Source organism: Streptomyces rugosispiralis, assembly GCF_024505145.1.
Lineage (GTDB): Bacteria > Actinomycetota > Actinomycetes > Streptomycetales > Streptomycetaceae > Streptomyces > Streptomyces rugosispiralis.
In genome coordinates this window covers 82428-104083 of record NZ_JANIAA010000022.1, presented here as the reverse complement: position 1 = coordinate 104083, position 21656 = coordinate 82428, and the positions used below count along the sequence as shown (strand labels likewise).

The following is a 21656-nucleotide window of genomic DNA, read 5'->3' as shown; positions in this document are numbered from 1 at the left end:
TAAGTAAGTGTGTGCATTCGGGGGCCGGACCGCTCCCAGGGCCCCCGCCTTCCGGCCCCCGCTCCCCGGGCCCCTACTCCCCAGGCCCCCGTTCCCCGGACTCACCCTCCCGCGACTCACCCTCCCGCGGCTCACCCTCCCGCGGCTCACCCTCCCGCGGCTCACCCTCCCGCGGCTCACCCTCCCGCGGCTCACCCTCCCGCGGCTCACCCTCCCGCGACTCACCCTCCCGCGGCTCACCCTCCCGCGGCTCACCCTCCCGTGCCGCGAGGCTGACGGCGAACGGCAGGATCGTCACCGCGACGCCCGGCAGCCGCTCCAGTGCCTTGGCCAGCGACTCCGCCGTGCCCCTGTGCAGCAGCTTGCCCAGCGGGGAGGCGTAGGTGCGGCGCGGCACCAACAGGGTCAGCGCGGTCCGCCCGTCCTCGGTGGTACGGGCCGCCAGCTCCATCACCGCGTGGCGCAGCCGCCGGTCCGGGCACTCCACGACCTCCAGCGGCACCGTCACCCCCGCCGTGGCCTCCCACCGCGCCATCAGCCGCCGGGCGTGGGTCTCGTCCACCATGAAGTGCACCGCGCGGACCTCGTCGGGCCGCAGCTCATGCGCGTACCGCAGCGCCTTGACCGTCGCGAGGTCGATGGTGTCCGCCAGGACGAAGACCACATGGCGCCGCCAGCGCGGAACGTCGTCCCCGGGGCGCTCCACCGCCTCCAGGGCGGCCGCCTCCGCGCGGTACTCGCGATTGATCCGGATCAGCGCCCAGACCCCCAGCGGGAAGACCACCACGACCAGCCAGGCGCCCTCGGTGAACTTGGTGATCCCGAAGATCAGCACCACCGCGGCGGAGACCACCGCGGTGATGAGGTTCACCGCGACCTTCCACGTCCGCCCCGGCTCCCGGCGCCGCAGGTGATAGGCGGTCATCCCGGACCCGGCCATGGTGAAGGCGGTGAACACCCCGATCGCGTACAGCGCCACCAGCCGGTCCACATTGGCCTCGGTGACCACCAGCAGCGCCAGCGCCACCACGGCCAGCGACACGATCCCGTTGGAGAAGGCCAGCCGGTGGCCGCGCCGGGTCAGCTGCCTGGGCAGAAAGCGGTCCTCGGCCACGAAGCTGGCCAGGAACGGGAAGCCGGTGAAGGGCGTGTTGGCGCCCGTGTAGAGGATCAGCGCGGTCGCCAGCTGGACGAACGCCAGCCCCAGGGCGCCCAGCACCCCGCCGCCGAAGACCAGATGGGCCTCCTGCGCCAGGACGGTCGGGGTGCCGTCGCGGTACGGGATGGCATGGGTGAAGTGGGCCAGGGTGGAGACCCCGAGGACCAGCGTGCCCAGGACGCAGCTCATCGTGACCAGCGTGCGGCGGGCGTTGCGGCCCTTGGGGTCACGGAAGACCGAGACGCTGTTGGAGATCGCCTCCAGACCGGTCAGCGAGGAGCCGCCGTTGGCGAACGAGCGCAGCACGATGAAGAGCGAGGCGCCGTAGAGCCAGCCGCTGCCCGCGGTGCCGAGGGGCACGGCGCCCGCGGCGTGCACATCGGCGTGCGGCAGCGTCCCGGTGAGCCCGCGGATCACGCCGACCACCAGCATCAGGCCCACGGCGATGATGAACAGGTAGGCGGGCACCATGAAGATCCGCCCGGCCTCCCGCAGCCCGCGCAGATTGCCGTAGGCGAGGATCAGGATCACCAGGGCGCTGATGGGCAGTTGGAGATGGTCGATACCGGTCCAGGTGCCGCCGACGAGATGGGCGAACGAGATGATCGCGTTGGTGCCCGCCGAGACCTGGACGGCGACGGTCACGATGTAGTCCACCAGCAGCGCCACGGACGCGATCTGGGCGATGTCCGGACCGAAGTTCTCCCGCGCCACCACATACGAGCCGCCCGCCCGCGTGTAGATCATCACCACATCGCTGTAGCAGAGCGTGACCACCAGCAGGACCAGCAGGATCGCCCCGGTCACCGGGAGGAGCATGGTGAACGCCGCGACCCCGATGACCGGCACCAGCACCCGCAGCATCTCCTCGCTGCCGTACGCCGTCGAGGAGATGCAGTCGGAGGCCAGCACGCCCAGCGCGGCCGGATTGCGCAGCTTCTCGCGCTGGATCCGCTCGGTGACCAGGGGCGGGCCGAGCAGCAGCCGCTTGAGGCGGTAGCCGGGGCGGTCGGGCGGCTGGAGCGGGGCGGCGGTGTCGGCCATGCGGATAGCAGAGCGGGTGCCCGGCCGGGGCGCGGTCAGACGCTCCGGCCGGGCACCCGCCTGTGCCCGTATGTACGAACGCGCCCGCTGGGCGCGCTGTCGGGGGTCAGCCCACGACGGTCCAGGTGTCGCCGCCCGCGAGCAGCGCCCCGAGGTCGCCCTTGCCCTTGAGCTCCACGGCGTTGTCGAGCTGGTCGGACATCTGGGTGTCGTAGACCGGGCGCTCCACATCGCGCAGCACCCCGATGGGGGTGTGGTGGAGGGTGTCCGCGTCGGCGAGCCGGGTCAGCGCGAACGCCGTGGTGGGCGAGGCCGCGTGGGCGTCGTGCACCAGCACCTGGTGCTCGTTCTCCGCGGTGACGGTGACCACTTCGAGGTCCCCGGTGGCCTGGTCGCGGATGACGCCCTTGGACTGGTCGGCGCCGAAGCGGATCGGCTGCCCGTGCTCCAGCCGGATCACGGCCTCCTGGGCCTGGTCCTTGTCCTTCAGGGCCTCGAAGGTGCCGTCGTTGAAGATGTTGCAGTTCTGGTAGATCTCCACCAGCGCGGTGCCCGGGTGGGCCGCCGCCTGCCGCAGCACCTCGGTCAGGTGCTTGCGGTCGGAGTCGACGGTACGGGCCACGAAGCCCGCCTCGGCGCCGAGCGCGAGCGACAGCGGGTTGAACGGCGCGTCCAGGGAGCCCATCGGGGTCGACTTGGTGATCTTGCCGACCTCGGAGGTGGGGCTGTACTGACCCTTGGTCAGGCCGTAGATCCGGTTGTTGAAGAGCAGGATCTTCAGGTTCACATTGCGGCGCAGCGCGTGGATCAGGTGGTTGCCGCCGATCGACAGCGCGTCGCCGTCACCGGTGACCACCCACACCGACAGATCGCGGCGGGAGGCGGCCAGGCCGGTGGCGATGGCCGGGGCGCGGCCGTGGATGGAGTGCATCCCGTAGGTGTTCATGTAGTACGGGAAGCGCGAGGAGCAGCCGATGCCGGAGACGAAGACGATGTTCTCCTTCGCCAGGCCCAGTTCGGGCATGAAGCCCTGAACGGCGGCGAGGACCGCGTAGTCACCGCAGCCGGGGCACCAGCGGACCTCCTGGTCGGACTTGAAGTCCTTCATCGTCTGCTTGGTGTCGCTCTTGGGCACCAGGGAGAGCGCGTGCAGAGCCGATGCCGCGCCCTCGGCGATGGTGTCAGTCATCGATGGCCTCCTTGAGGGCGGTGGCGAGCTGTTCGGCCTTGAAGGGCAGTCCGCGGACCTGGGTGAAGGAGCGGGCGTCGACCAGATAGCGGGCGCGCAGCAGCGTCGCGAGCTGACCCAGGTTCATCTCCGGCACCACGACCTTCTCGTAACCCTCCAGCACCTTGCCGAGGTTGGCCGGGAAGGGGTTGAGATGGCGCAGATGGGCCTGGGCGATCCGGTCCCCCGCGGTGCGGACGCGGCGCACCGCCGCGGTGATCGGGCCGTAGGTGGAACCCCACCCCAGGACCAGGGTGCGGGCGTCGCCGGTCGGGTCGTCCACCTCGATGTCCGGCACCGCGATGCCGTCCACCTTGGCCTGGCGGACGCGGACCATGTGGTCGTGGTTGGCCGGGTCGTAGGAGATGTTCCCCGTGCCGTCCTGCTTCTCGATGCCGCCGATCCGGTGCTCGAGACCGGGCGTTCCGGGCACCGCCCAGGGGCGGGCCAGGGTCTCCGGGTCGCGCTTGTACGGCCAGAAGACCTCGGTGCCGTCGGCCAGTACGTGGTTGGGGCCGGCCGCGAACTGGACCCGCAGGTCGGGCAGCTGGTCGACGTCCGGCACCCGCCAGGGCTCCGAGCCGTTGGCCAGGTAGCCGTCCGACAGCAGGAACACCGGGGTGCGGTAGGTCAGGGCGATCCGGGCGGCGTCGAGCGCGGCGTCGAAGCAGTCGGCCGGGGTCTTCGGGGCCACGATCGGCACCGGGGCCTCGCCGTTGCGCCCGTACATCGCCTGGAGCAGGTCCGCCTGCTCGGTCTTGGTGGGCAGCCCGGTGGAGGGGCCGCCGCGCTGGATGTCGATCACCAGCAGCGGCAGCTCCAGCGACACCGCGAGCCCGATGGTCTCCGACTTCAGCGCCACACCGGGGCCGGAGGTGGTGGTCACGGCGAGGGAGCCGCCGAAGGCCGCGCCCAGCGCGGCGCCGATACCGGCGATCTCGTCCTCGGCCTGGAAGCTGCGCACACCGAAGTTCTTGTGCTTGGACAGCTCATGCAGGATGTCCGAGGCCGGGGTGATCGGGTACGACCCCAGGAACAGCGGCAGATCCGCCTGGCGGGAGGCCGCGATCAGCCCGTACGACAGCGCCAGGTTTCCGGAGATGTTCCGGTAGGTGCCGGTGGGGAACGCGGTGCTGGCCGGGGCGACCTCGTAGGAGACCGCGAAGTCCTCGGTGGTCTCGCCGAAGTTCCAGCCCGCCCGGAAGGCGGCCACGTTCGCCTCGGCGATCTGCGGCTTCTTGGCGAACTTCTGGCGCAGGAACTTCTCGGTGTTCTCGGTCGGCCGGTGGTACATCCACGACAGCAGCCCGAGCGCGAACATGTTCTTGCTGCGCTCGGCCTCCTTGCGGGACAGCCCGAATTCCTTCAGTGCCTCGATGGTCAGCGTGGTGAGCGGCACCGGGTGGACGCGATAGCCGTCCAGCGAGCCGTCCTCCAGGGGGCTTTGGTCATAGCCGACCTTGGCCATCGGGCGCTTGGTGAACTCGTCGGTGTTGACGATGATTTCCGCCCCGCGCGGCACATCGGGGAGGTTGGCCTTGAGCGCGGCCGGGTTCATCGCCACCAGTACGTTCGGTGCGTCACCTGGTGTGAGGATGTCGTGATCGGCGAAGTGGAGCTGGAAGCTCGACACTCCGGGCAGCGTGCCGGCGGGGGCGCGGATCTCCGCCGGGAAGTTCGGCAGGGTCGAGAGGTCGTTTCCGAACGACGCCGTCTCCGAGGTGAACCGGTCACCCGTGAGCTGCATTCCGTCGCCGGAGTCCCCCGCGAACCGGATGATCACCCGGTCCAGACGGCGGACCTCCTTGCCACCGTCTCCTGATCGCTGTCCCCCGGCGGGCGTCTGCCCGCCCTGCTGATCGGCTGGTTCGGCCTGCTCGGCCGGGCTGCTGACCTGGCTGGTCACTGCTTCGGACCTCCCTTGAGGCGGCGCTCCCGGACAGTCGGTGCCGACCGGTTGTTGTCCCATGACCATCGTACGTCGGTAAGGGTGGCCTTCCTTGGTCGGATCACATGGTGGACGCCGAAAGAAGAACCATATATGTCCTGGTTTGGCACGACGTGTCCCTCCCCCCGTGCTGTCATTTCCGCTGATCCCCCGTTCAGCCTTTGGCCCCGCTTTGGCGCGCGGGAGCCTGTTTTCAGGAATTGAGAGTTTCAGGAATTGAGATAGGTGAGAACGGCGAGCACCCGACGGTGATCCCCGTCACTCGGCGACAGGCCGAGCTTCAGGAAGATGTTGCTCACATGCTTCTCGACCGCGCCGTCGCTCACCACGAGCTGCCGGGCGATGGCCGAATTGGTACGGCCCTCGGCCATCAGCCCCAGGACCTCCCGCTCCCTCGGGGTGAGCCCGGCCAGCACGTCCTGCTTGCGGCTGCGGCCCAGCAGCTGGGCGACCACCTCCGGGTCGAGCGCCGTGCCGCCCTGGGCGACCCGCACCACGGCGTCCACGAACTCGCGCACCTCGGCCACCCGGTCCTTGAGCAGATAGCCCACGCCCCGGCTGCTCCCGGCCAGCAGCTCGGTGGCGTACTGCTCCTCCACGTACTGCGACAGGACCAGCACCGCGAGACCCGGGTGGTCGCGGCGCAGCCGGACGGCCGCCCGCACCCCCTCGTCGGTGTGCGTGGGCGGCATCCGTACGTCGGCCACCACCACATCCGGTGGCGCGCCCTCGTCGGCCAGCTCCCGCACCGACTTGATCAGCGCTTCCGCGTCCCCGACGCCCGCGACCACGTCATGGCCGCGGTCGGTCAGCAGCCGGGTCAGCCCCTCCCGCAGCAGCACCGAATCCTCGGCGATGACCACCCGTACTCTGTCCGCCACGATGCTCGGCCCCCGTTTCACTCGGTTCGACGGGACCAGCATCCCAGGGTTGGGCCGCTCGCGTCGCACAGAACCGGCCGCGTCCGGTTGCGCGGAACCGGTCGCGCATGAGCCGCGTACAAGTGGAGGGGGCGCGCCGTCAGCGCGAGGGCCGTGCGCCGTCAGCGCCGGGCTCGTGTGCCGTCAGGGTGCGCCGTCAGCGCCGGGCTCGTGTGCCGTCAGGGTGTGCCGTCAGTGCCGGGCTCGTGTGCCGTCAGCGCCAGGGGAGCTCGGCGGTCACCGTGGTCGGGCCGCCCGTCGGGGAGTGGACGACGAGGACCCCGTCCACCGCGTCGATCCGCTCGGCGAGACCGGCGAGACCCGAACCCGCGGAGGTGTCGGCCCCGCCCCGGCCGTCGTCCGTGATCTGGAGCATCACCCGGTCGTCGGCGCGCCAGACGTCGACCTCGGCGGTGCGGGCGCCACTGTGCTTGCTGATGTTCTGCAGCAGCTCGGAGACGGTGAAGTAGGCGATGCCCTCGATCGCGGGCGCGGGCCGCTGCGGAAGGTCCACGGTCGCCTTCACCGGGACGGTGCAGCGCGCGGCGAGCGCGGAGAGTGCGGGGCCGAGGCCGCGGTCGGTGAGGATGGCGGGGTGGATGCCGCGGGCGAGGTCGCGCAGTTCCTGGAGGGCGAGCTTCACCTCGCCGTGGGCCTCGTCCACCATCTTGGCGGCGGCCTCCGGGTCCTCCTCCAGCTTCTCCTTCGCCAGGCCCAGGTCCATGGCGAGGGCGACCAGCCGGGCCTGGGCGCCGTCGTGGAGGTCGCGTTCGATCCGGCGCAGGTCGGCGGCGGCCGTGTCCACCACCGTGCCCCGGTCCGACTCCAGCTCCCAGACCCGGCTCGCCAGCCGGGACGGGCCCAGCAGCCCGGTCACCATGATCCGGTCGACCGAGGTCAGCGCCCGCATGATCCACGGGGTCAGCAGCAGGACCAGCACCCCGGCGGCGCAGGTCGCGGCGATCTCGAACGGGGTGTCCAGATAGAAGTTGTGTCCGTGGTCGTCCCCGAAGACCTGCAGGCCCGGCTCGTCCACGTACCGGGGGAAGACCCAGTGCCACAGCGGATAGGTCGCGAAGCCCCAGCCGTAGCAGGTGAACGCCACCGCGAAGCCGAAGGAGAACACCGCCCACGGCAGATGGATCAGCGCGTAGATCACATGCCGCCAGGAGGTGCCGCTCCTGAGCAGCGCGCCCACCCAGGCGACCGGTCCGCGCCTGCCCCCGCGGCCGCCCTTCCGGCCGAGGACGGGCTCGGGCTCGGCCACCTCCAGGCCCAGCAGCGCACGGGCGCGGGCCCGCTCGACGACGCCGAGCGCCCGGCAGCCCGCGAGGGCGGCGCCGAGCACCGGGACGCCGAGGAAGGTGATCAGCAGCCCGGCGCCGATCGAGAGCATCGAGATCGTGTAGACGAAGGTGAGGATGGCCATCGGCAGGCTGATCAGGACGTAGAGGAACTCACGCCATACGCGGCCCTGGAACGGCGCCTTCAGCACTGCGGGCACCAGATGGCCACGGGGCTCGGTCCCCGGCTCGTAGGGGCGGTATGCGGTGGCCATCGTCTCGTCCGTCCTCCGGGGCCTGATCGGTCGCTTGTCTGCTGTCTGTTGTCTGCGTTTCCCCAAGAGTCCCGGAGCGGGGCCGGCCCGGCCATCCGGCGGATCGGTCTCTTCACCGGGGGGTTAGCCCTACCTCGGGGGGCAACTTCCAGCCTCTCCGGCGTTTGCGGAGCGGGGGTCTGGGGGCGGAGCCCCCGTTTCGGGAAGGGGCGGGGTGGGGCAAAGCCCGCCATCCTCAGACTCTTCGCCGGGACCGCGCCACCGCCTCGCCCGCCGCCGAGCCGGTCCGGTGGCGCCAGGGCAGCTCGGCGGTCACGGCGGTCGGCCCGCCGGACGGCGAGTCCACCACGAACAGCCCGTCCACCGAGCCCAGCCGCTCCGCCAGGCCCGCGAGCCCCGAGCCCCCGTCGGTGGACGCCCCGCCGCGCCCGTCGTCCCGCACCTGGATCAGCAGCCGGTCCTCGGTGCGCCACAGCTCGACCTCGGCGGTACGGGCACCACTGTGCTTGCTGATGTTCTGCAGCAGCTCGGAGACGGTGAAGTAGGCGATGCCCTCGATCGCCGGTGCCGGGCGTTCGGGCAGCTCGACCGCCACCTTCACGGGCACGGTGCAGCGGGCCGAAAGCGCGGAGAGCGCGGGGCCGAGGCCGCGGTCGGTGAGGATGGCGGGGTGGATGCCGCGGGCGAGGTCGCGCAGTTCCTGGAGGGCGAGCTTCACCTCGCCGTGGGCCTCGTCCACCATCTTGGCGGCGGCCTCCGGATCCTCCTCCAGCTTCTCCTTCGCCAGACCGAGCCCCATGGCGAGGGCGACCAGCCGGGCCTGGGCACCGTCGTGGAGGTCGCGTTCGATCCGGCGCAGGTCGGCGGCGGCCGTGTCCACCACCGTGCCCCGATCCGACTCCAGCTCGGCGATCCGCCGTTCCAGCTCGTCGGAGGGGAACAGCAGCCCGCGCACCATCGCCCGGTCCACATGCGTCAGCCCCCGGGCGATCCACGGCAGCACCGGCCAGGCCGCGAACAGCGAGGTCAGGGTGATCGCGAAGGTGACCACCGACCACGGCAGCCGGATCAGGGTGTAGAGCGTGGCCCGCCAGCCGACCGGGTCCCGCAGACTCGTCCACAGCTTGCCGAGGAGACCGCTGCCCGGCTGGTACGGCAAGGGGCTGGGCTCGTCGATCCGCACCGAGAGCAGCGCCCTGGCGCGGTTCCGCTCGAACCGGCCGAGCAGCCGGCTGAACCGCAGCCCCAGGGCCAGCAGGGGCAGGCCCACCACCGTGACGGCCAACCCCATGCCCACGGCCAGCCAGGCCAGCGTGAGGACGAAGCACACGATGCCCACCAGCAGATTGGCCAGGAGATACGCGATCTCCTGCCAGGTCTGCGCGGGAAAGGCGAACGCGGGCGGGCGCGGCAGCCGTTCGTCGGCGCGGTCACGGCCGCCGCCGTGGCCGCCGCCGTCGGAGCCGTCGGGACCGCCGACGGGCCCGTCGACGAGGGAACTGGAGGTCATGACAGCAAGACTGCCCGGCCCCGCGGGGGCTCCGCCATGGTGCTACCCCCACCGCATGGCGGACGGGCCGCCCGGCCGGGCGGCGGCAGGGCCTAGACTTCCCGTCCGTACGGATCGTCGAACACGCGAGGTCGACGAGGAGCGGACAAGGACCACGAGACCAGGGAGCGAGGGGCGGACGTGCCGGAGGCGACGACCGTACGCACCACCAGCGTCACCAGCGTCCAGCTCGCGGGCGACTACTTCCACGGCTATACGGTGGTCGGACTGCTGGCGGCGATCGGCGTGATCTTCGTCGCCGTGGCCTTCGGGGCCGGGCGGCTGCTGCGGCCTGTCGTGCCCACGCCCGAGAAGCTGCTGACCTACGAGTGCGGAGTGGACCCCGTGGGCGAGGGCTGGGCCCACACCCAGGTCCGCTACTACGTCTACGCTTTTCTGTATGTGATTTTCGCCGTGGACTCGATCTTCTTGTTCCCGTGGGCGACGGTCTTCGCGGCGCCCGGCTTCGGGGCCGCCACGCTGGTGGAGATGTTCATCTTCCTCGGGTTCCTCGCCGTAGGTCTGCTGTACGCATGGAAGAAGGGCGTCCTGGAGTGGACGTGACACCGAACCCGACGCCAACGCCAACGCCGACGTCAATGCCGACGCGGACGTCAACGGCGGTCTCCGGGCCGCCGGTGCCCGCGCCCGCCCCGGTGGACCTGCCGGAGCCGCGCCGCCTCGGCCCGCTGGCCCGGCTGGCCCCCGAGCCGATGAAGGTGGTCCTGAACTGGGGCCGCCGCTACAGCCTGTGGGTCTTCAACTTCGGGCTCGCCTGCTGCGCGATCGAATTCATCGCGGCGTCGATGGCCCGCCACGACTTCATCCGGCTCGGCGTGATCCCCTTCGCGCCGGGACCGCGCCAGGCCGACCTGATGGTCGTCTCCGGCACGGTCACGGACAAGATGGCGCCTGCGGTGAAGCGGCTGTACGAGCAGATGCCGGAGCCGAAGTACGTGATCTCCTTCGGGGCCTGCTCGAACTGCGGCGGCCCCTACTGGGACTCGTACGCCGTCACCAAGGGCGTCGACCAGATCATCCCCGTCGACGTCTACGTCCCCGGCTGCCCGCCCCGCCCCGAGGCGCTGCTGCAGGGCATCCTCAAGCTTCAGGAGAAGATCGCGCGCGAGTCGCTGGGCGAGCGCTACGGGAATTCCGGGCCCGGCGCCGCGCCCCCGGTCGCGGGTCGTCCATCGGCGGCCGCGCTGCGCAGCGGGCTGGTCACGCCCCCGGGGCGGGAAGACACGCGATGACCGAGCGGAACGAGGCCAACGAGCCGAGGAACGAGACGGCGGGGCCCGGCGGGACGGCGGAGCCGACCGGGGCCGTCGGATCGAGCGGGGCCGTCGGATCGAGCGGGGCCGTCGGATCGAGCGGGGCCGTCGGATCGACCGGGGCCGTCGGATCGAGCGGGGCCGTGGAGCCCAGCGGGGCCGAGCCGACCGGGGCTGTGGGCCCGAGCGGGTCCGGCCCGAGCGGGTCCGGGCCGAGCGGGTCCGGGCAGGCGACCGGGGCGGCGGAGGGCGCGGATGTCCCCGAGGCGGAGCCCGCTGCCGAGGCCGCGGCCGAGCCCGCTGCCGAGGCCGCGCCGCCCGTGGGCTGGCTGCCGCGTTCCGCCGCCGAGCTGTTCGGCGAGGGTGCCACGGCGGAGGAGGCGTACGGCCTGCTGACCGTCGACGTCCCCGCCGACTCCTGGATCGCGGCGCTGGAGACGGCCCGCGACACCCTCGGCTGCACCTACTTCGACTGGCTGAGCGCGGTCGACGAGCCGGGCACCGGCTTCCGGGTGGCCGCGCGCGTCGTCGCCCTGGGAGCCCCCGGGGCCACGCTTGGGGCTGGGCCCGGGGCCGGGCCCGCGGTGCGCGCTCTGCTGCTGCGGACCACCGTGCCGCACGAGGCGGCCGCGCTGCCGACCGCGACCGGCGTCTACGCCGGGGCGGCCTGGCATGAGCGCGAGACCCACGAGATGTTCGGCATCGGCTTCCCCGGCCACCCCGGTCTCGCGCCACTGCTGCTCCCCGACGGCTTCGAGGGACATCCGCTGCGCAAGGACTTCGTACTGGCGGCCCGGGTCGTCAAGGCATGGCCGGGCGCGAAGGAGCCGGGGGAGTCCGAACATGGCGGCCCCAAGCGGCGCCAGATGCTGCCGCCGGGCGTCCCCGACCCCAACGAGTGGGGCCCGCTCAAGGGCCAGTTGCCCCCTGCCCCGGCGCGCCCGGCGCGCGGCGCCCGCGCGGCGGGCGAGCGCCCCGCCCGCCGCACCCGCAGCGCGACGGCGGGCTCGGCGAGCCAGCGCCCGGCGGGCGCGGAGGCCGCGGAGGCCGCGGAAGGCCAGACCCCGGCGGCCGAACGCCCGGCCCGGCGTGCGCGCAGCGCGAGCCAGGGTTCGGCGAGTCAGCGTTCGGCCGGTGCGGCGGAGACGGCGGGGGAGACTCCCGCTCCGGCGGCCGAACGTCCGGCCCGGCGCTCCCGCACCGCGGGCGAGGGTTCGGCGAGTCAGCGTTCGGCGGAGGCCCCGGCCGAAGCCTCGGCCACGGGCGCCGCCGCCGACAAGCCGTCGGCCTCCGCCGAGCCGGTGGCGCCCGAGGCCCCGGATCGCCCGCGGCGCCCCGCGCCGCAGCGGCGCTCGTCCGACGCTCCCTGGCACCACGCGCGCCCCGCGCGGGACGAGGACGCCGAGCCGCCGCGTGAGCCGCGGGCACCGGAACCGGAAGCGGAGACCGAAGCGGCCCGAGACGGACGCGGCGGGAAACCCGAACCCGAACCCGCACCCGCCCCCGAATCCGCCCCCGACGCCCCCGGCACCGCGGCCCACCCGGACGTCACCCCGGACGCCGCCCCCGACAACGACACCGACAACGACACCGACAACGACACGAACACCGACGACCAGCCAGGAGGCGCCGCGTGAACGACGTCCTCGACGTCGCGCTGCGACTGCTCGCCCTCCTGCTCGCCTTCCTCGTGCTGCCCCTGGTCGTGGGGCAGACCGAGCACAAGGTCATGGCCCATATGCAGGGCCGCCTCGGGCCGATGTACGCGGGCGGCTTCCACGGATGGGCCCAGCTGGTCGCGGACGGCGTGAAGTTCGCGCAGAAGGAAGACGTCGTACCGGCCGGGGCCGACCGGCGGATCTTCCAGCTCGCGCCCGCCGTCGCCCTGCTGCCGTACCTCCTCGTCCTGGTCGCGATCCCGATCGGCCCCGCCGAGGGCGCGGTCGGACAGGTCCTGGACGCGGGCATCTTCTTCGTGCTCGCCGTGCTGGGCGTGGGAGTGCTCGGTTCGCTGATGGCGGGCTGGGCCTCGGCCAACAAGTTCTCCCTCCTCGGCGGCCTGCGCACGGCCGCCCAGCTCATGGCGTACGAGCTGCCGATGCTGCTCACCGCCGCCTCCGTGGCGATGGCGGCGGGTACGGTCTCGCTGCCCGGCATCCTCGACGCGTTCGAGTGGTGGTGGGTGCCGTGGCAGATCGTCGGCGGGATGGTGTTCTTCACCGCCGGTCTCGCCGAGCTACAGCGCCCGCCGTTCGACGCGCCGATCGCCGACTCCGAGATCATTTTCGGTGCGTACACCGAGTACACGGGCCTGCGGTTCGCGCTCTTCCTGCTCGCCGAGTACGCGGGCATCGTCGTCCTGTGCGGGCTGACCGCCGTCCTCTTCCTCGGCGGCTGGCACGGTCCGTCCGCCGACGGCCTCGGCTGGCTGTGGACCCTGCTGAAGACCGCCGTTCTCGCCTTCGTCGTGATCTGGCTGCGGGTCAGCTATCCGCGGCTGCGCGAGGACCAGCTGCAGCGGTTCGCCTGGACCTGCCTCATTCCGCTCTCACTGGCCCAGATCGCCCTCACCGGCGTCGTCAAGGTGGTGATCTCCTGATGGGCATCCCCGGATCCGGTCTGGCCAAGGGCCTGGCCGTCACCCTCCGCACGATGACCCGGAAGTCGCACACCGCGCAGTATCCGGACGCGCAGCCCGAGCTGCCGCCCCGCACCCGCGGGGTGATCGGGCTGTTCGAGGAGAACTGCACGGTCTGCATGCTGTGCGCGCGTGAATGCCCGGACTGGTGCATCTATATCGACTCGCACAAGGAGACCGTCCCCCCGGCCGCCCCGGGCGGGCGCGAGCGCAGCCGCAATGTGCTGGACCGGTTCGCGATCGACTTCGCGCTGTGCATGTACTGCGGTATCTGCATCGAGGTGTGCCCTTTCGACGCGCTCTTCTGGTCGCCGGAGTTCGAGTACGCGGAGGAGGACATCCGCGATCTCACCCATGAGCGGGACAAGCTCCGCGAGTGGATGTGGACGGTGCCCGCGCCGCCCGCGCTCGACCCGCGCGCGGAGGAGCCCAAGGAGATCGCCGCCGCCCGTAAGGCCGCCGACAAGCTCGCCGCCGCCGAGGCAGCGCAGGCCGCCGAGGCAGCCGCGCAGGCCGCCGAGACAGCGCAGGCCGAGACCGAGCGCGGATCCGGCGGATCCGGCGGCGAATCCGGCGGGACCAACGGGACCAACGGAACCAACGGAACCAACGGGACCGCCGGGAACGAGCACGGGAACGGAGCCGCCTCGTGAGCCCTGCGGTCCACTTGGCCGCCACCGGCCACGGGTTCCTGTCGCCGACCGGAGTCGAGATCGCCTTCCTGCTGGTGGGCATCGCGACCTTCGGCGCGGCCGTCGTCACCGTCACCACCAAACAACTGGTGCACGCCGCCCTGTGGCTGGTCGTGGCGCTCGGCGGCCTCGCCGTGGAATACCTCCTGCTCACGGCGGAGTTCATCGCCTGGGTGCAGGTGCTGATCTACGTCGGCTCCGTCGTCGTCCTCCTCCTCTTCGGGCTGATGCTCACCAAGGCGCCCATCGGCCGCTCCCCGGACGCCGATTCGGGCAACCGCCCGGCCGCGCTCGCCGTGGCCCTGGCCGCCGCGGGCGTCCTGGTGTGGGTGGTCGTGGACGCCTTCCGGACCACCTGGATCGAGCTCGACAAGGGCGTGCAGGGCTCCACCGCCGTCACCGGTGAGAGCCTCTTCCGCCACTGGGTGCTGCCGTTCGAGGCGCTGTCCGTGCTGCTCCTCGCCGCACTCGTGGGCGCGATCGTCCTCTCCCGCAAGAGCGGCGCCGACACTGGTGGCGCCGACAGTGGCCGGGGCCTCGGCCACGGCAAGGAGAAGCGCTGATGCACCTCGCCTACCCCGCCGTGCTCGCCGTCCTCCTCTTCTGCACCGGTCTGTACGGCGTCCTCGCCCGCCGCAACGCGATCCTGGTGCTGATGTCGGTCGAGCTGATGCTCAACGCCGTCAACCTCAACCTCGTCGCCTTCGACGTCTGGCTCCGCGACACCCTGCACGCGGGCCAGGCGCTGACCCTCTTCACCATCGCCATCGCCGCCGCCGAGATCGGCATCGGCCTCGCCATCGTCCTGCTCGTGTATCGCAACCGCGGCACCTCCGACGTCGACCGGCTGCGGGACCTGGCCGACCCCCCGTCGGCCGGCCAGGACCCGATGGACGACAGCATGGCAGCCCCCACTGACAACGCCGCCGACCAGGCACGACGCGCCCGGAGGCAGACCGCGTGACGACCACGACCGCCGCCGTTCTCGTCCCCCTCCTGCCGTTCCTCGGCGCCGTCGCCGGGCTTCTGCTCGGCCGCCGCGCCCCCGGTTTCGTGCGCCCCCTCGCGGTGCTGCCGACCCTCGCCGCGGCCGGGCTCGCCGTGTTCGTCGCCGTGCGGCAGGGCGGCGGAGCGGGCGGCGGCACGGCCCCGCTCACCGCCGCGACCCGGCTCGCCGACACCGGCTCGGTCCCCGTCGACCTGGCCCTCCAGATCGACGGCTTCGCCGCCCTGGTCGCGGTCCTCGTCGCCGTCGTCGCCTGCTGTGTGCAGATCTACTCGACCGGCTATCTGCGCGACGACCCCCGCTACCCCTCCTACGCCGCGCTCGTCTCCCTCTTCACCGCCGCGATGCTCCTCGTCGTCTACGCCGACGACCTGATCGTGCTGCTCGTCGGCTGGGAGATCATGGGCATCTGCTCGTACTTCCTGGTGGGCCACTACTGGGAGACCGCGGCCGCGCGCTCGGCGTCCCTGAAGGCCTTCCTGGTCACCAAGCTCGGCGACGTCCCGTTCCTGATCGGCATCTTCGCGCTCGCGGGCGACACCGGCACGTTCCGCATCAGCGAGATCCACACCCGGCTCACCTCCGAGACCGCCGGGGTGCCGCTGAACCACCCCACCCTGATCGCGCTGCTGCTGCTGGCCGGGGTCGCGGGCAAGTCCGCGCAGTTCCCGCTGCACACCTGGCTGCCGGACGCGATGGCCGGTCCCACCCCGGTCTCCGCGCTGATCCACGCGGCCACCATGGTCGCCGCCGGTGTCTATGTGGTGGCCCGGCTGCTGCCCGTCTTCGCCTCCTCGGCCGCCGCGCTCGCCGTACTGGCCGCCATGGCGGCCGTGACCATGGTCGGCTCGGCGCTCGCCGCGCTCGCCCAGGACGACATCAAACGCGTCCTCGCCTACTCGACCGTCGGCCAACTCGGCTATATGACGGGCGCCCTGGCCGTCGACGACCGCGGCGCCGCCGTCTTCCACCTCATCACCCACGGCGCGTTCAAGGCCCTGCTCTTCCTCGGCGCGGGCGTGGTGATCCACGCCGCCGGCAGCAACTCCCTGGCCGCCATGTCCCGGATGAGCGGCCTGGCCCAGCGCATCCCCGACGCCTTCTGGACGATGACGGTCGCGCTGCTCGCGCTCGCCGCCATCCCGCCCTTCGCGGGCTTCTTCTCCAAGGAGGCCGTCCTCGGGGCGGCCGAGCACGCCGCCACCGGCCACACCTCCGGCGTCCCGGCGGGCGTCGGCTGGACCGTGCTCCTCGCCGGGCTGCTCACCGCGCTCCTGACCGCCGGATACGCGGCCCGGCTGTGGCTGCTCGCCTTCCGCGGCCGGGGCGAGCCCGTCCCCGACCACGGCAAGCAGCCGGTGGCCATGAACGCCGTCCTGTGGCTGCTGTTCCTCCCCACGGCCGCCCTCGGCCTCGCCTACGGCAGGCTGCCCGACTGGTTCGACGGCGAGTCCCTCACCCCGACCCTGACCACGTCCGTGCTCGGTACCGGGCTGGCCCTCGGCGGCGCCCTCGTCATGTACGGCGCCTGGCGGCACACCTCGGCGCGGGCCCGCCGGGTCCCGCTCGGCGCGGTGGCCGCCCACCCCGAGGCCGCCGACGCCGTCTCCGAGGCCGAGGCCATCGCCACCCACGAGGCGGCCTACGGCTCCATCGCGGGCGCCAGCGACCCCGCCGACCCCGGACGGCTGCTCCTGGGCCCGCTGCACCGCCACGCGGCCGTCGGCTTCCACCTCGACGCCGTGTACGGCGCCCTGTTCGTCCGGCCCGTGCGGGCCGCCGCCCGGCTCGTCCGCTTCCTCGACCGCGAGGTCGTGGAGACGTACGTACGCGGCGCGGGCGGTGCGCCCCGCCTGCTCGGCACGGCCGTACGGCGCGCCCAGACCGGCAATGTGCAGACCTACCTCGGCGCGCTGCTCGCGGGCTCCCTCGTCCTGGCCGTGGCCGCCGTCCTCGTCGCAGCGGGAGCCTGACCCGTGAACCACACCGTCCAGCAACTCCTCCTCGCCGCCCTGGTCGTGCTCCCGCTGCTCGGCTCCGTCGCCGCCCTGCTCCCGGCCCCGCCCGGACTGCGCGGCCGCGGGCCCGACCAGGCCGTCATGCGCCACGGCGTGACCGTCACCGGCGTGGTGCTCGCCGCCGCCATCGCCCTGGCCGCCGGTTTCGACCACGACCACCCGGCCAGGATGCAGGCCCAGACCGACATCGGCTGGATCCCGGCCCTGGACATCCGCATCCACCTCGGCGTGGACGGCGTCTCGCTGCCGCTGCTCGTGCTGACCGCTCTGCTGACCTTCCTCAGCGCGCTCTACGCCTACTTCAACCGGCCCGCAGGACCGTCCCCCAAAGCCTTCGTCGCGCTGCTGCTCCTCCTGGAGTCCGGCACCCTGGCCAGCTTCGCGGTGCTGGACCTGATGCTGTTCTTCCTGGCGTTCGAGATGGTCCTCATCCCGATGTACTTCCTCATCAACCGGTGGGGAAGCGCCGAACGGGAGCGCGCCGCCTGGCGGTTCATCCTCTACACACTGCTCGGCTCCGTCGTCATGCTGCTCGGCCTCCTCCTCGTCGGGCTGAAGAGCGGCACCTTCGACATGGTGGCACTCGCCACCGACAAGGGCTCCGGGCTCAGCCACACCACCCAGTTGACCGCGGCCCTCGCCATCATCGTCGGACTCGCCGTCAAGGCCCCGATGTGGCCGCTGCACAGCTGGCTCCCGGACGCCCACACCGCGGCCCCGACCGTCGGCTCGGTGCTGCTGGCGGGCGTGCTGCTCAAGATGGGCACGTACGGCCTCGTCCGCATCGTGCTGCCGATGACCCCCGACGCGGCCCACACCTACGCGCCCTACCTCGCCGCGTTCGCCGTGGTCGGCATCATCTACGGATCGCTCGCCTGTCTCGCCCTCGCCCTCCCGTCTCCCACCACCACCCTCAACGGAGGCTCCGCGCTTTTTGAACGCGGCGGCGCCAAGGGCGACCTCAAGCGCCTGATCGCCTACTCCTCCGTCGGCCATATGGGCTTCGTGCTGCTGGGCATCGCGACCCTCACCCCCACCGGCGTGAACGGCGCGCTCTTCGCCAACATCGCCCACGGCCTGATCACCGGACTGCTCTTCTTCCTGGTCGGCGCCCTCAAGGACCGCTCCGGCACCACCGACCTCGACCAGCTCTCGGGCACCAGCGGCGCCGCCCTCTACGGCAGGGCGCCGCGCCTCGGCGGGCTGCTCGCCTTCGGCGCCGTGGCCTCCCTGGGGCTGCCCGGACTCGCCGGGTTCTGGGGCGAGATGCTCGCCATGTTCGGCGCCTTCGACCCCGCCGACGGGCTCAGCCGCCCGGCGTATCTCACCTATATGGCGCTCGCCGCCTTCGGCACCCTGCTCACCGCCGCCTACATGCTCATCGTCGTACGGCGCGTCTGCATGGGCGACCATCCGATCGAGCCCGGCACCGGGACCGAGGCCGAGCGGCCCGCCCTGGCCGACGTCCACGGCCATGAATTCGCCGCCTGGAGCCCCCTGGTGGCCCTCACCGTCCTCGCCGGACTGTGGCCCGCGGCCCTCCTCGGCCTCACCGACCCGGCCGTGCAGCAGCTCCTCGCGGGAGGCACCCGATGACTCCGAACGCCTCGAGCCTCGCCACGAGCCTCGCCACGAGCCTCGTCCAGTCCGTCGACTGGCTCGCCGTCGCACCGCCCACCATCGCGGCCCTGGCCGGCCTCGCCGTCCTCGTCGCGGACCTCTTCCTGCCCGAGCGCAGGAAGCACCTGCTGGGCTGGGGAGCGATAGCGGGACTGGCCCTGGCCGCGCTCGCCCTGCTGCCGCTGCTGGACGGCGACCGCTCCACCTTCTGCCTGACCACCGGCGCCCACGCGTGCAGCTATACGGCCGACACGTTCACGCTCGTCATCCAGTTCCTGGTGCTCGGCGGGGCGCTGCTCACCGCGCTGCTGTCCTTCAGCGCCCTCGACGATCTCAAACTCCCCGCGGGCGAGTTCTGGTTCCTGCTGCTGTCCTCCGCCGCCGGGGCCGCCCTGCTGCCCGCCTCCCGTGATCTGGCCACCCTGGTCATCGCCCTGGAAGTGGCCTCGCTCCCGGCCTTCGCCCTGGTGGGCCTGCGCCGCGGCGACCGCCTCTCCTCCGAGGCCGCGCTGAAGTTCTTCCTCTCCTCGGTCACCGCGACCGCCGTGATGCTGCTCGGCGTCAGTTTCGTCTACGCCGCGACCGGCAGCCTCCACCTGACCCGGATCGCCGGCGCCCTCACCCATGTCGACCCGCGGCTGGACACGCTCGCCCAGGCGGGTGTCGTGCTCACCCTGGTGGGCTTCGCGTTCAAGACCGCCGCCGTGCCCTTCCACTTCTGGGTGCCCGACACCTATGCCGGCGCGCCGGTGCCCGTCGCGGCGTATCTGTCCGTCGTCGGCAAGGCGGTCGGGTTCTCCGGTCTCATCCTGGTGACCGTCCTCGCCTTCCCCTCGTACGCCGATGTGTGGGGCCCGGCCGTAGCCGTCCTGGCCGCCCTCACCATGACCGCGGGGAACGCCGCGGCGCTGCGCCAGCGCCCGGAGCGCTCCTTCAGCGCCGTACGGCTGCTCGCCTGGTCCTCCGTCGCCCAGGCGGGCTATCTGCTGGTCCCGATCGCCGCGGCCGGCTACGCCGACTCCGGCCAGGACGCCTCCCGCGCCATCGGCTCCACCGTGGCGTACGCCCTGATGTACGCGGTCGTGAACCTCGGCGCCTTTGCCGTGGCCGCCCTGGTGGCCCGTACCAGCCCGGCCAACCGGCTCACCGACTACCGCGGCCTGTACGCGGCCCGCCCGGCCGCCGCCCTGGCCCTCGGCTTCTTCCTGCTGTGCCTGGCCGGGCTGCCCCCGGGCGTCATCGGCCTCTTCGCCAAGGTGACCGTCTTCTCGGCGGCGGTGGACGCGGGGCTGGGCTGGCTGGCGGTGGTGATGGCGCTGAACGTGGTGGTGGCGCTGTACTACTACCTCCAGTGGACGACGGTGCTCTTCCGCGCCCCGGAGCCCGCCGCGGAGGCGGAGCTCGTGCCCGCCACCGGGCCGGCCGTCACCCGCCCCCGCGCGGTCCCCCTTACGGCCGCCATCGCCCTCACCGCGGCCGCCGGCATCGCCCTCTCCGGTGCCCCGCAACTCGTCCTCCGGTTCGCCTCGAGCACCTTGCTGTAAGCACCCCCGCGGCCCCTGCGGGTCCGCCCCATGTGCACAAGGGAACTGGTGCCCTTCGCCTGGCGTTGACTTTTTCAGGAGGGTCCACTGGAAGGTGGAGACACCAGGCAAAGGGGTTCCCCTGCGGCACATCGGGAGGGCACACCGTGCACCGCCGGCACAACGGGCTGAAGACCGCCGTACTCCTCGGTGGTCTATCCGCGCTCATCATCGTCATCGGCAGCCTCTTCGGCCGTACCGGACTGATCATCGCGGTGATCGTCGCACTCGGGACCAACGCGTACGCCTACTGGAACAGTGACAAGCTGGCCCTGCGCGCGATGCGCGCCCGCCCCGTCAGCGAGTTCGAGGCACCAGGGCTGTACCGGATGGTGCGCGAGCTCTCCACGGCCGCGCGCCAGCCGATGCCCCGGCTCTACATCTCCCCGACCGAGGCCCCCAACGCCTTCGCCACCGGCCGCAACCCCCGTAACGCGGCGGTGTGCTGCACCGACGGCATCCTGCGGCTGCTGGACGAGCGCGAGCTGCGCGGGGTCATCGGCCATGAGCTCAGCCATGTCTACAACCGCGACATCCTGATCTCCTCGATCGCGGGCGCGCTCGCCAGCGTCGTGATGTTCCTGGTGAACTTCGCCTGGCTGATCCCCATGGGCCGGTCCGACGACGACGATGGCCCCGGCTTCCTCGGCATGCTGCTGATCATGATCCTGGGCCCGCTCGCGGCCTCCATCATCCAGCTCGCCGTGAGCCGCTCCCGCGAGTACGAGGCGGACGCCTCCGGCGCCCAGCTCACCGGCGACCCCCTGGCCCTCGCCAGCGCCCTGCGTAAGCTGGAAGCGGGCACCAAGCAGCTTCCGCTGCCGCCCGAGCCCCGTCTGGAGACCGCCAGCCACCTGATGATCGCCAACCCTTTCCGCGCCGGTGAGGGCATGGCCAAGCTCTTCTCCACTCACCCGCCCATGCGGGAGCGCATCGCCCGCCTCGAGCAGATGGCAGGGGGCCGCCGACCGTGAAAACCCTCCTGAACGTGATCTGGCTGATCTTCTCCGGCATCTGGATGGCGATCCTCTATCTCCTCGCCGGGGTCCTGCTCTGCGTCACCATCATCGGCATCCCCTTCGCGATCGCCTCCTGGCGCATCGCCGGCTTCGCCCTGTGGCCCTTCGGCCGCACCGCCGTCCCCCACCGCGACGCCGGAGCCGCCTCCTGCGTCGGCAATGTCCTCTGGCTCGTCCTCGCGGGCTGGTGGCTGGCGCTCGGCCACCTCATCACCGGCGTCGCCCTCTGCCTGACGATCATCGGCATCCCCCTGGGCCTGGCCAACTTCAAGCTCATCCCGATCTCCCTGGCCCCCCTCGGCCACGAAATCGTCCCCTCCGACCAGCCCTTCGCCCACCGCTGACGGAGGGCGCCGACAACACCAGGGGCGGCACGGCCATGCCGCACCGCCCCTGCCGC

At 72.2% G+C, this 21656-nt stretch carries 18 protein-coding genes; 12 read left to right on the top strand and 6 right to left on the bottom strand.

From position 1 onward, the window contains the following. Positions 1-73 precede the first annotated feature (73 nt). The 6 genes from NP777_RS28270 to NP777_RS28245 all read right to left on the bottom strand — a co-directional run bounded on the left by NP777_RS28270 (position 74) and on the right by NP777_RS28245 (position 9367). On the bottom strand, positions 74-2203 hold the full coding sequence (locus NP777_RS28270) for an APC family permease (RefSeq protein ID WP_256652990.1): 2130 nt from the start codon (positions 2201-2203) through the stop codon (positions 74-76). Between the two features lie 106 nt (positions 2204-2309). Further along, a complete protein-coding gene (locus NP777_RS28265) occupies positions 2310-3392 on the bottom strand; it encodes a 2-oxoacid:ferredoxin oxidoreductase subunit beta (protein WP_256652989.1) in 1083 nt (360 codons plus the stop codon). Beyond that, positions 3385-5337: a 2-oxoacid:acceptor oxidoreductase subunit alpha gene (locus tag NP777_RS28260; RefSeq protein ID WP_256652988.1), complete on the bottom strand. Its 1953-nt coding sequence runs from the start codon at positions 5335-5337 to the stop codon at positions 3385-3387. Before NP777_RS28260 ends, NP777_RS28265 begins: the two co-directional genes overlap by 8 nt. 251 nt (positions 5338-5588) lie before the next feature. Further along, entirely contained in the window at positions 5589-6302 is a 714-nt protein-coding gene (locus tag NP777_RS28255) for a response regulator transcription factor (protein WP_256652987.1), read from the bottom strand. Between the two features lie 211 nt (positions 6303-6513). Beyond that, positions 6514-7857, bottom strand: a complete 1344-nt coding sequence (locus NP777_RS28250) for a sensor histidine kinase (protein WP_256652986.1) — start codon at positions 7855-7857, stop codon at positions 6514-6516. Between the two features lie 235 nt (positions 7858-8092). Then, the gene (locus NP777_RS28245) at positions 8093-9367 is read right to left on the bottom strand and encodes a sensor histidine kinase (RefSeq protein ID WP_256652985.1); all 1275 of its coding nucleotides are present in this window, start codon (positions 9365-9367) and stop codon (positions 8093-8095) included. A 180-nt stretch (positions 9368-9547) separates the two neighbouring features. Between NP777_RS28245 and NP777_RS28240 the strand changes: the two genes are divergently transcribed. The 12 genes from NP777_RS28240 to NP777_RS28185 all read left to right on the top strand — a co-directional run bounded on the left by NP777_RS28240 (position 9548) and on the right by NP777_RS28185 (position 21600). Further along, the gene (locus NP777_RS28240) at positions 9548-9970 is read left to right on the top strand and encodes an NADH-quinone oxidoreductase subunit A (protein ID WP_256652984.1); all 423 of its coding nucleotides are present in this window, start codon (positions 9548-9550) and stop codon (positions 9968-9970) included. Positions 9971-10005: 35 nt separating this feature from the next. Further along, the gene (locus tag NP777_RS28235) at positions 10006-10659 is read left to right on the top strand and encodes an NADH-quinone oxidoreductase subunit B (RefSeq protein ID WP_256652983.1); all 654 of its coding nucleotides are present in this window, start codon (positions 10006-10008) and stop codon (positions 10657-10659) included. 341 nt (positions 10660-11000) lie between these two features. Next, complete coding sequence (locus NP777_RS28230) at positions 11001-12317, top strand: NADH-quinone oxidoreductase subunit C (RefSeq protein WP_256653025.1); 1317 nt, start codon at positions 11001-11003, stop codon at positions 12315-12317. Further along, positions 12314-13279, top strand: coding sequence for a complex I subunit 1/NuoH family protein (locus tag NP777_RS28225; protein WP_256652982.1), 966 nt, complete (start codon positions 12314-12316; stop codon positions 13277-13279). Before NP777_RS28230 ends, NP777_RS28225 begins: the two co-directional genes overlap by 4 nt. After that, positions 13279-13971: a NuoI/complex I 23 kDa subunit family protein gene (locus NP777_RS28220; protein ID WP_256652981.1), complete on the top strand. Its 693-nt coding sequence runs from the start codon at positions 13279-13281 to the stop codon at positions 13969-13971. The genes NP777_RS28225 and NP777_RS28220 overlap by 1 nt, the downstream gene beginning before the upstream one ends. Continuing rightward, positions 13968-14573 carry an NADH-quinone oxidoreductase subunit J family protein gene (locus NP777_RS28215; protein WP_256652980.1) on the top strand — a complete coding sequence of 202 codons (606 nt, stop codon included), beginning with the start codon at positions 13968-13970 and terminating at the stop codon, positions 14571-14573. Before NP777_RS28220 ends, NP777_RS28215 begins: the two co-directional genes overlap by 4 nt. Next, the gene (gene nuoK, locus NP777_RS28210; RefSeq protein WP_256652979.1) at positions 14573-14974 is read left to right on the top strand and encodes an NADH-quinone oxidoreductase subunit NuoK; all 402 of its coding nucleotides are present in this window, start codon (positions 14573-14575) and stop codon (positions 14972-14974) included. The genes NP777_RS28215 and nuoK overlap by 1 nt, the downstream gene beginning before the upstream one ends. After that, positions 14971-16989 (top strand): NADH-quinone oxidoreductase subunit 5 family protein, encoded by a 2019-nt coding sequence (locus NP777_RS28205; protein WP_256652978.1) that lies wholly within the window; start codon positions 14971-14973, stop codon positions 16987-16989. The genes nuoK and NP777_RS28205 overlap by 4 nt, the downstream gene beginning before the upstream one ends. A 3-nt stretch (positions 16990-16992) precedes the next feature. Then, positions 16993-18630, top strand: a complete 1638-nt coding sequence (locus tag NP777_RS28200) for a complex I subunit 4 family protein (RefSeq protein ID WP_256652977.1) — start codon at positions 16993-16995, stop codon at positions 18628-18630. Next, entirely contained in the window at positions 18627-20198 is a 1572-nt protein-coding gene (locus tag NP777_RS28195; protein ID WP_256652976.1) for an NADH-quinone oxidoreductase subunit N, read from the top strand. Before NP777_RS28200 ends, NP777_RS28195 begins: the two co-directional genes overlap by 4 nt. Before the next feature lie 146 nt (positions 20199-20344). Next, positions 20345-21211, top strand: a complete 867-nt coding sequence (htpX, locus tag NP777_RS28190; protein WP_256652975.1) for a zinc metalloprotease HtpX — start codon at positions 20345-20347, stop codon at positions 21209-21211. Continuing rightward, positions 21208-21600, top strand: coding sequence for a YccF domain-containing protein (locus NP777_RS28185; protein WP_256652974.1), 393 nt, complete (start codon positions 21208-21210; stop codon positions 21598-21600). Before htpX ends, NP777_RS28185 begins: the two co-directional genes overlap by 4 nt. Positions 21601-21656: the final 56 nt, after the last annotated feature.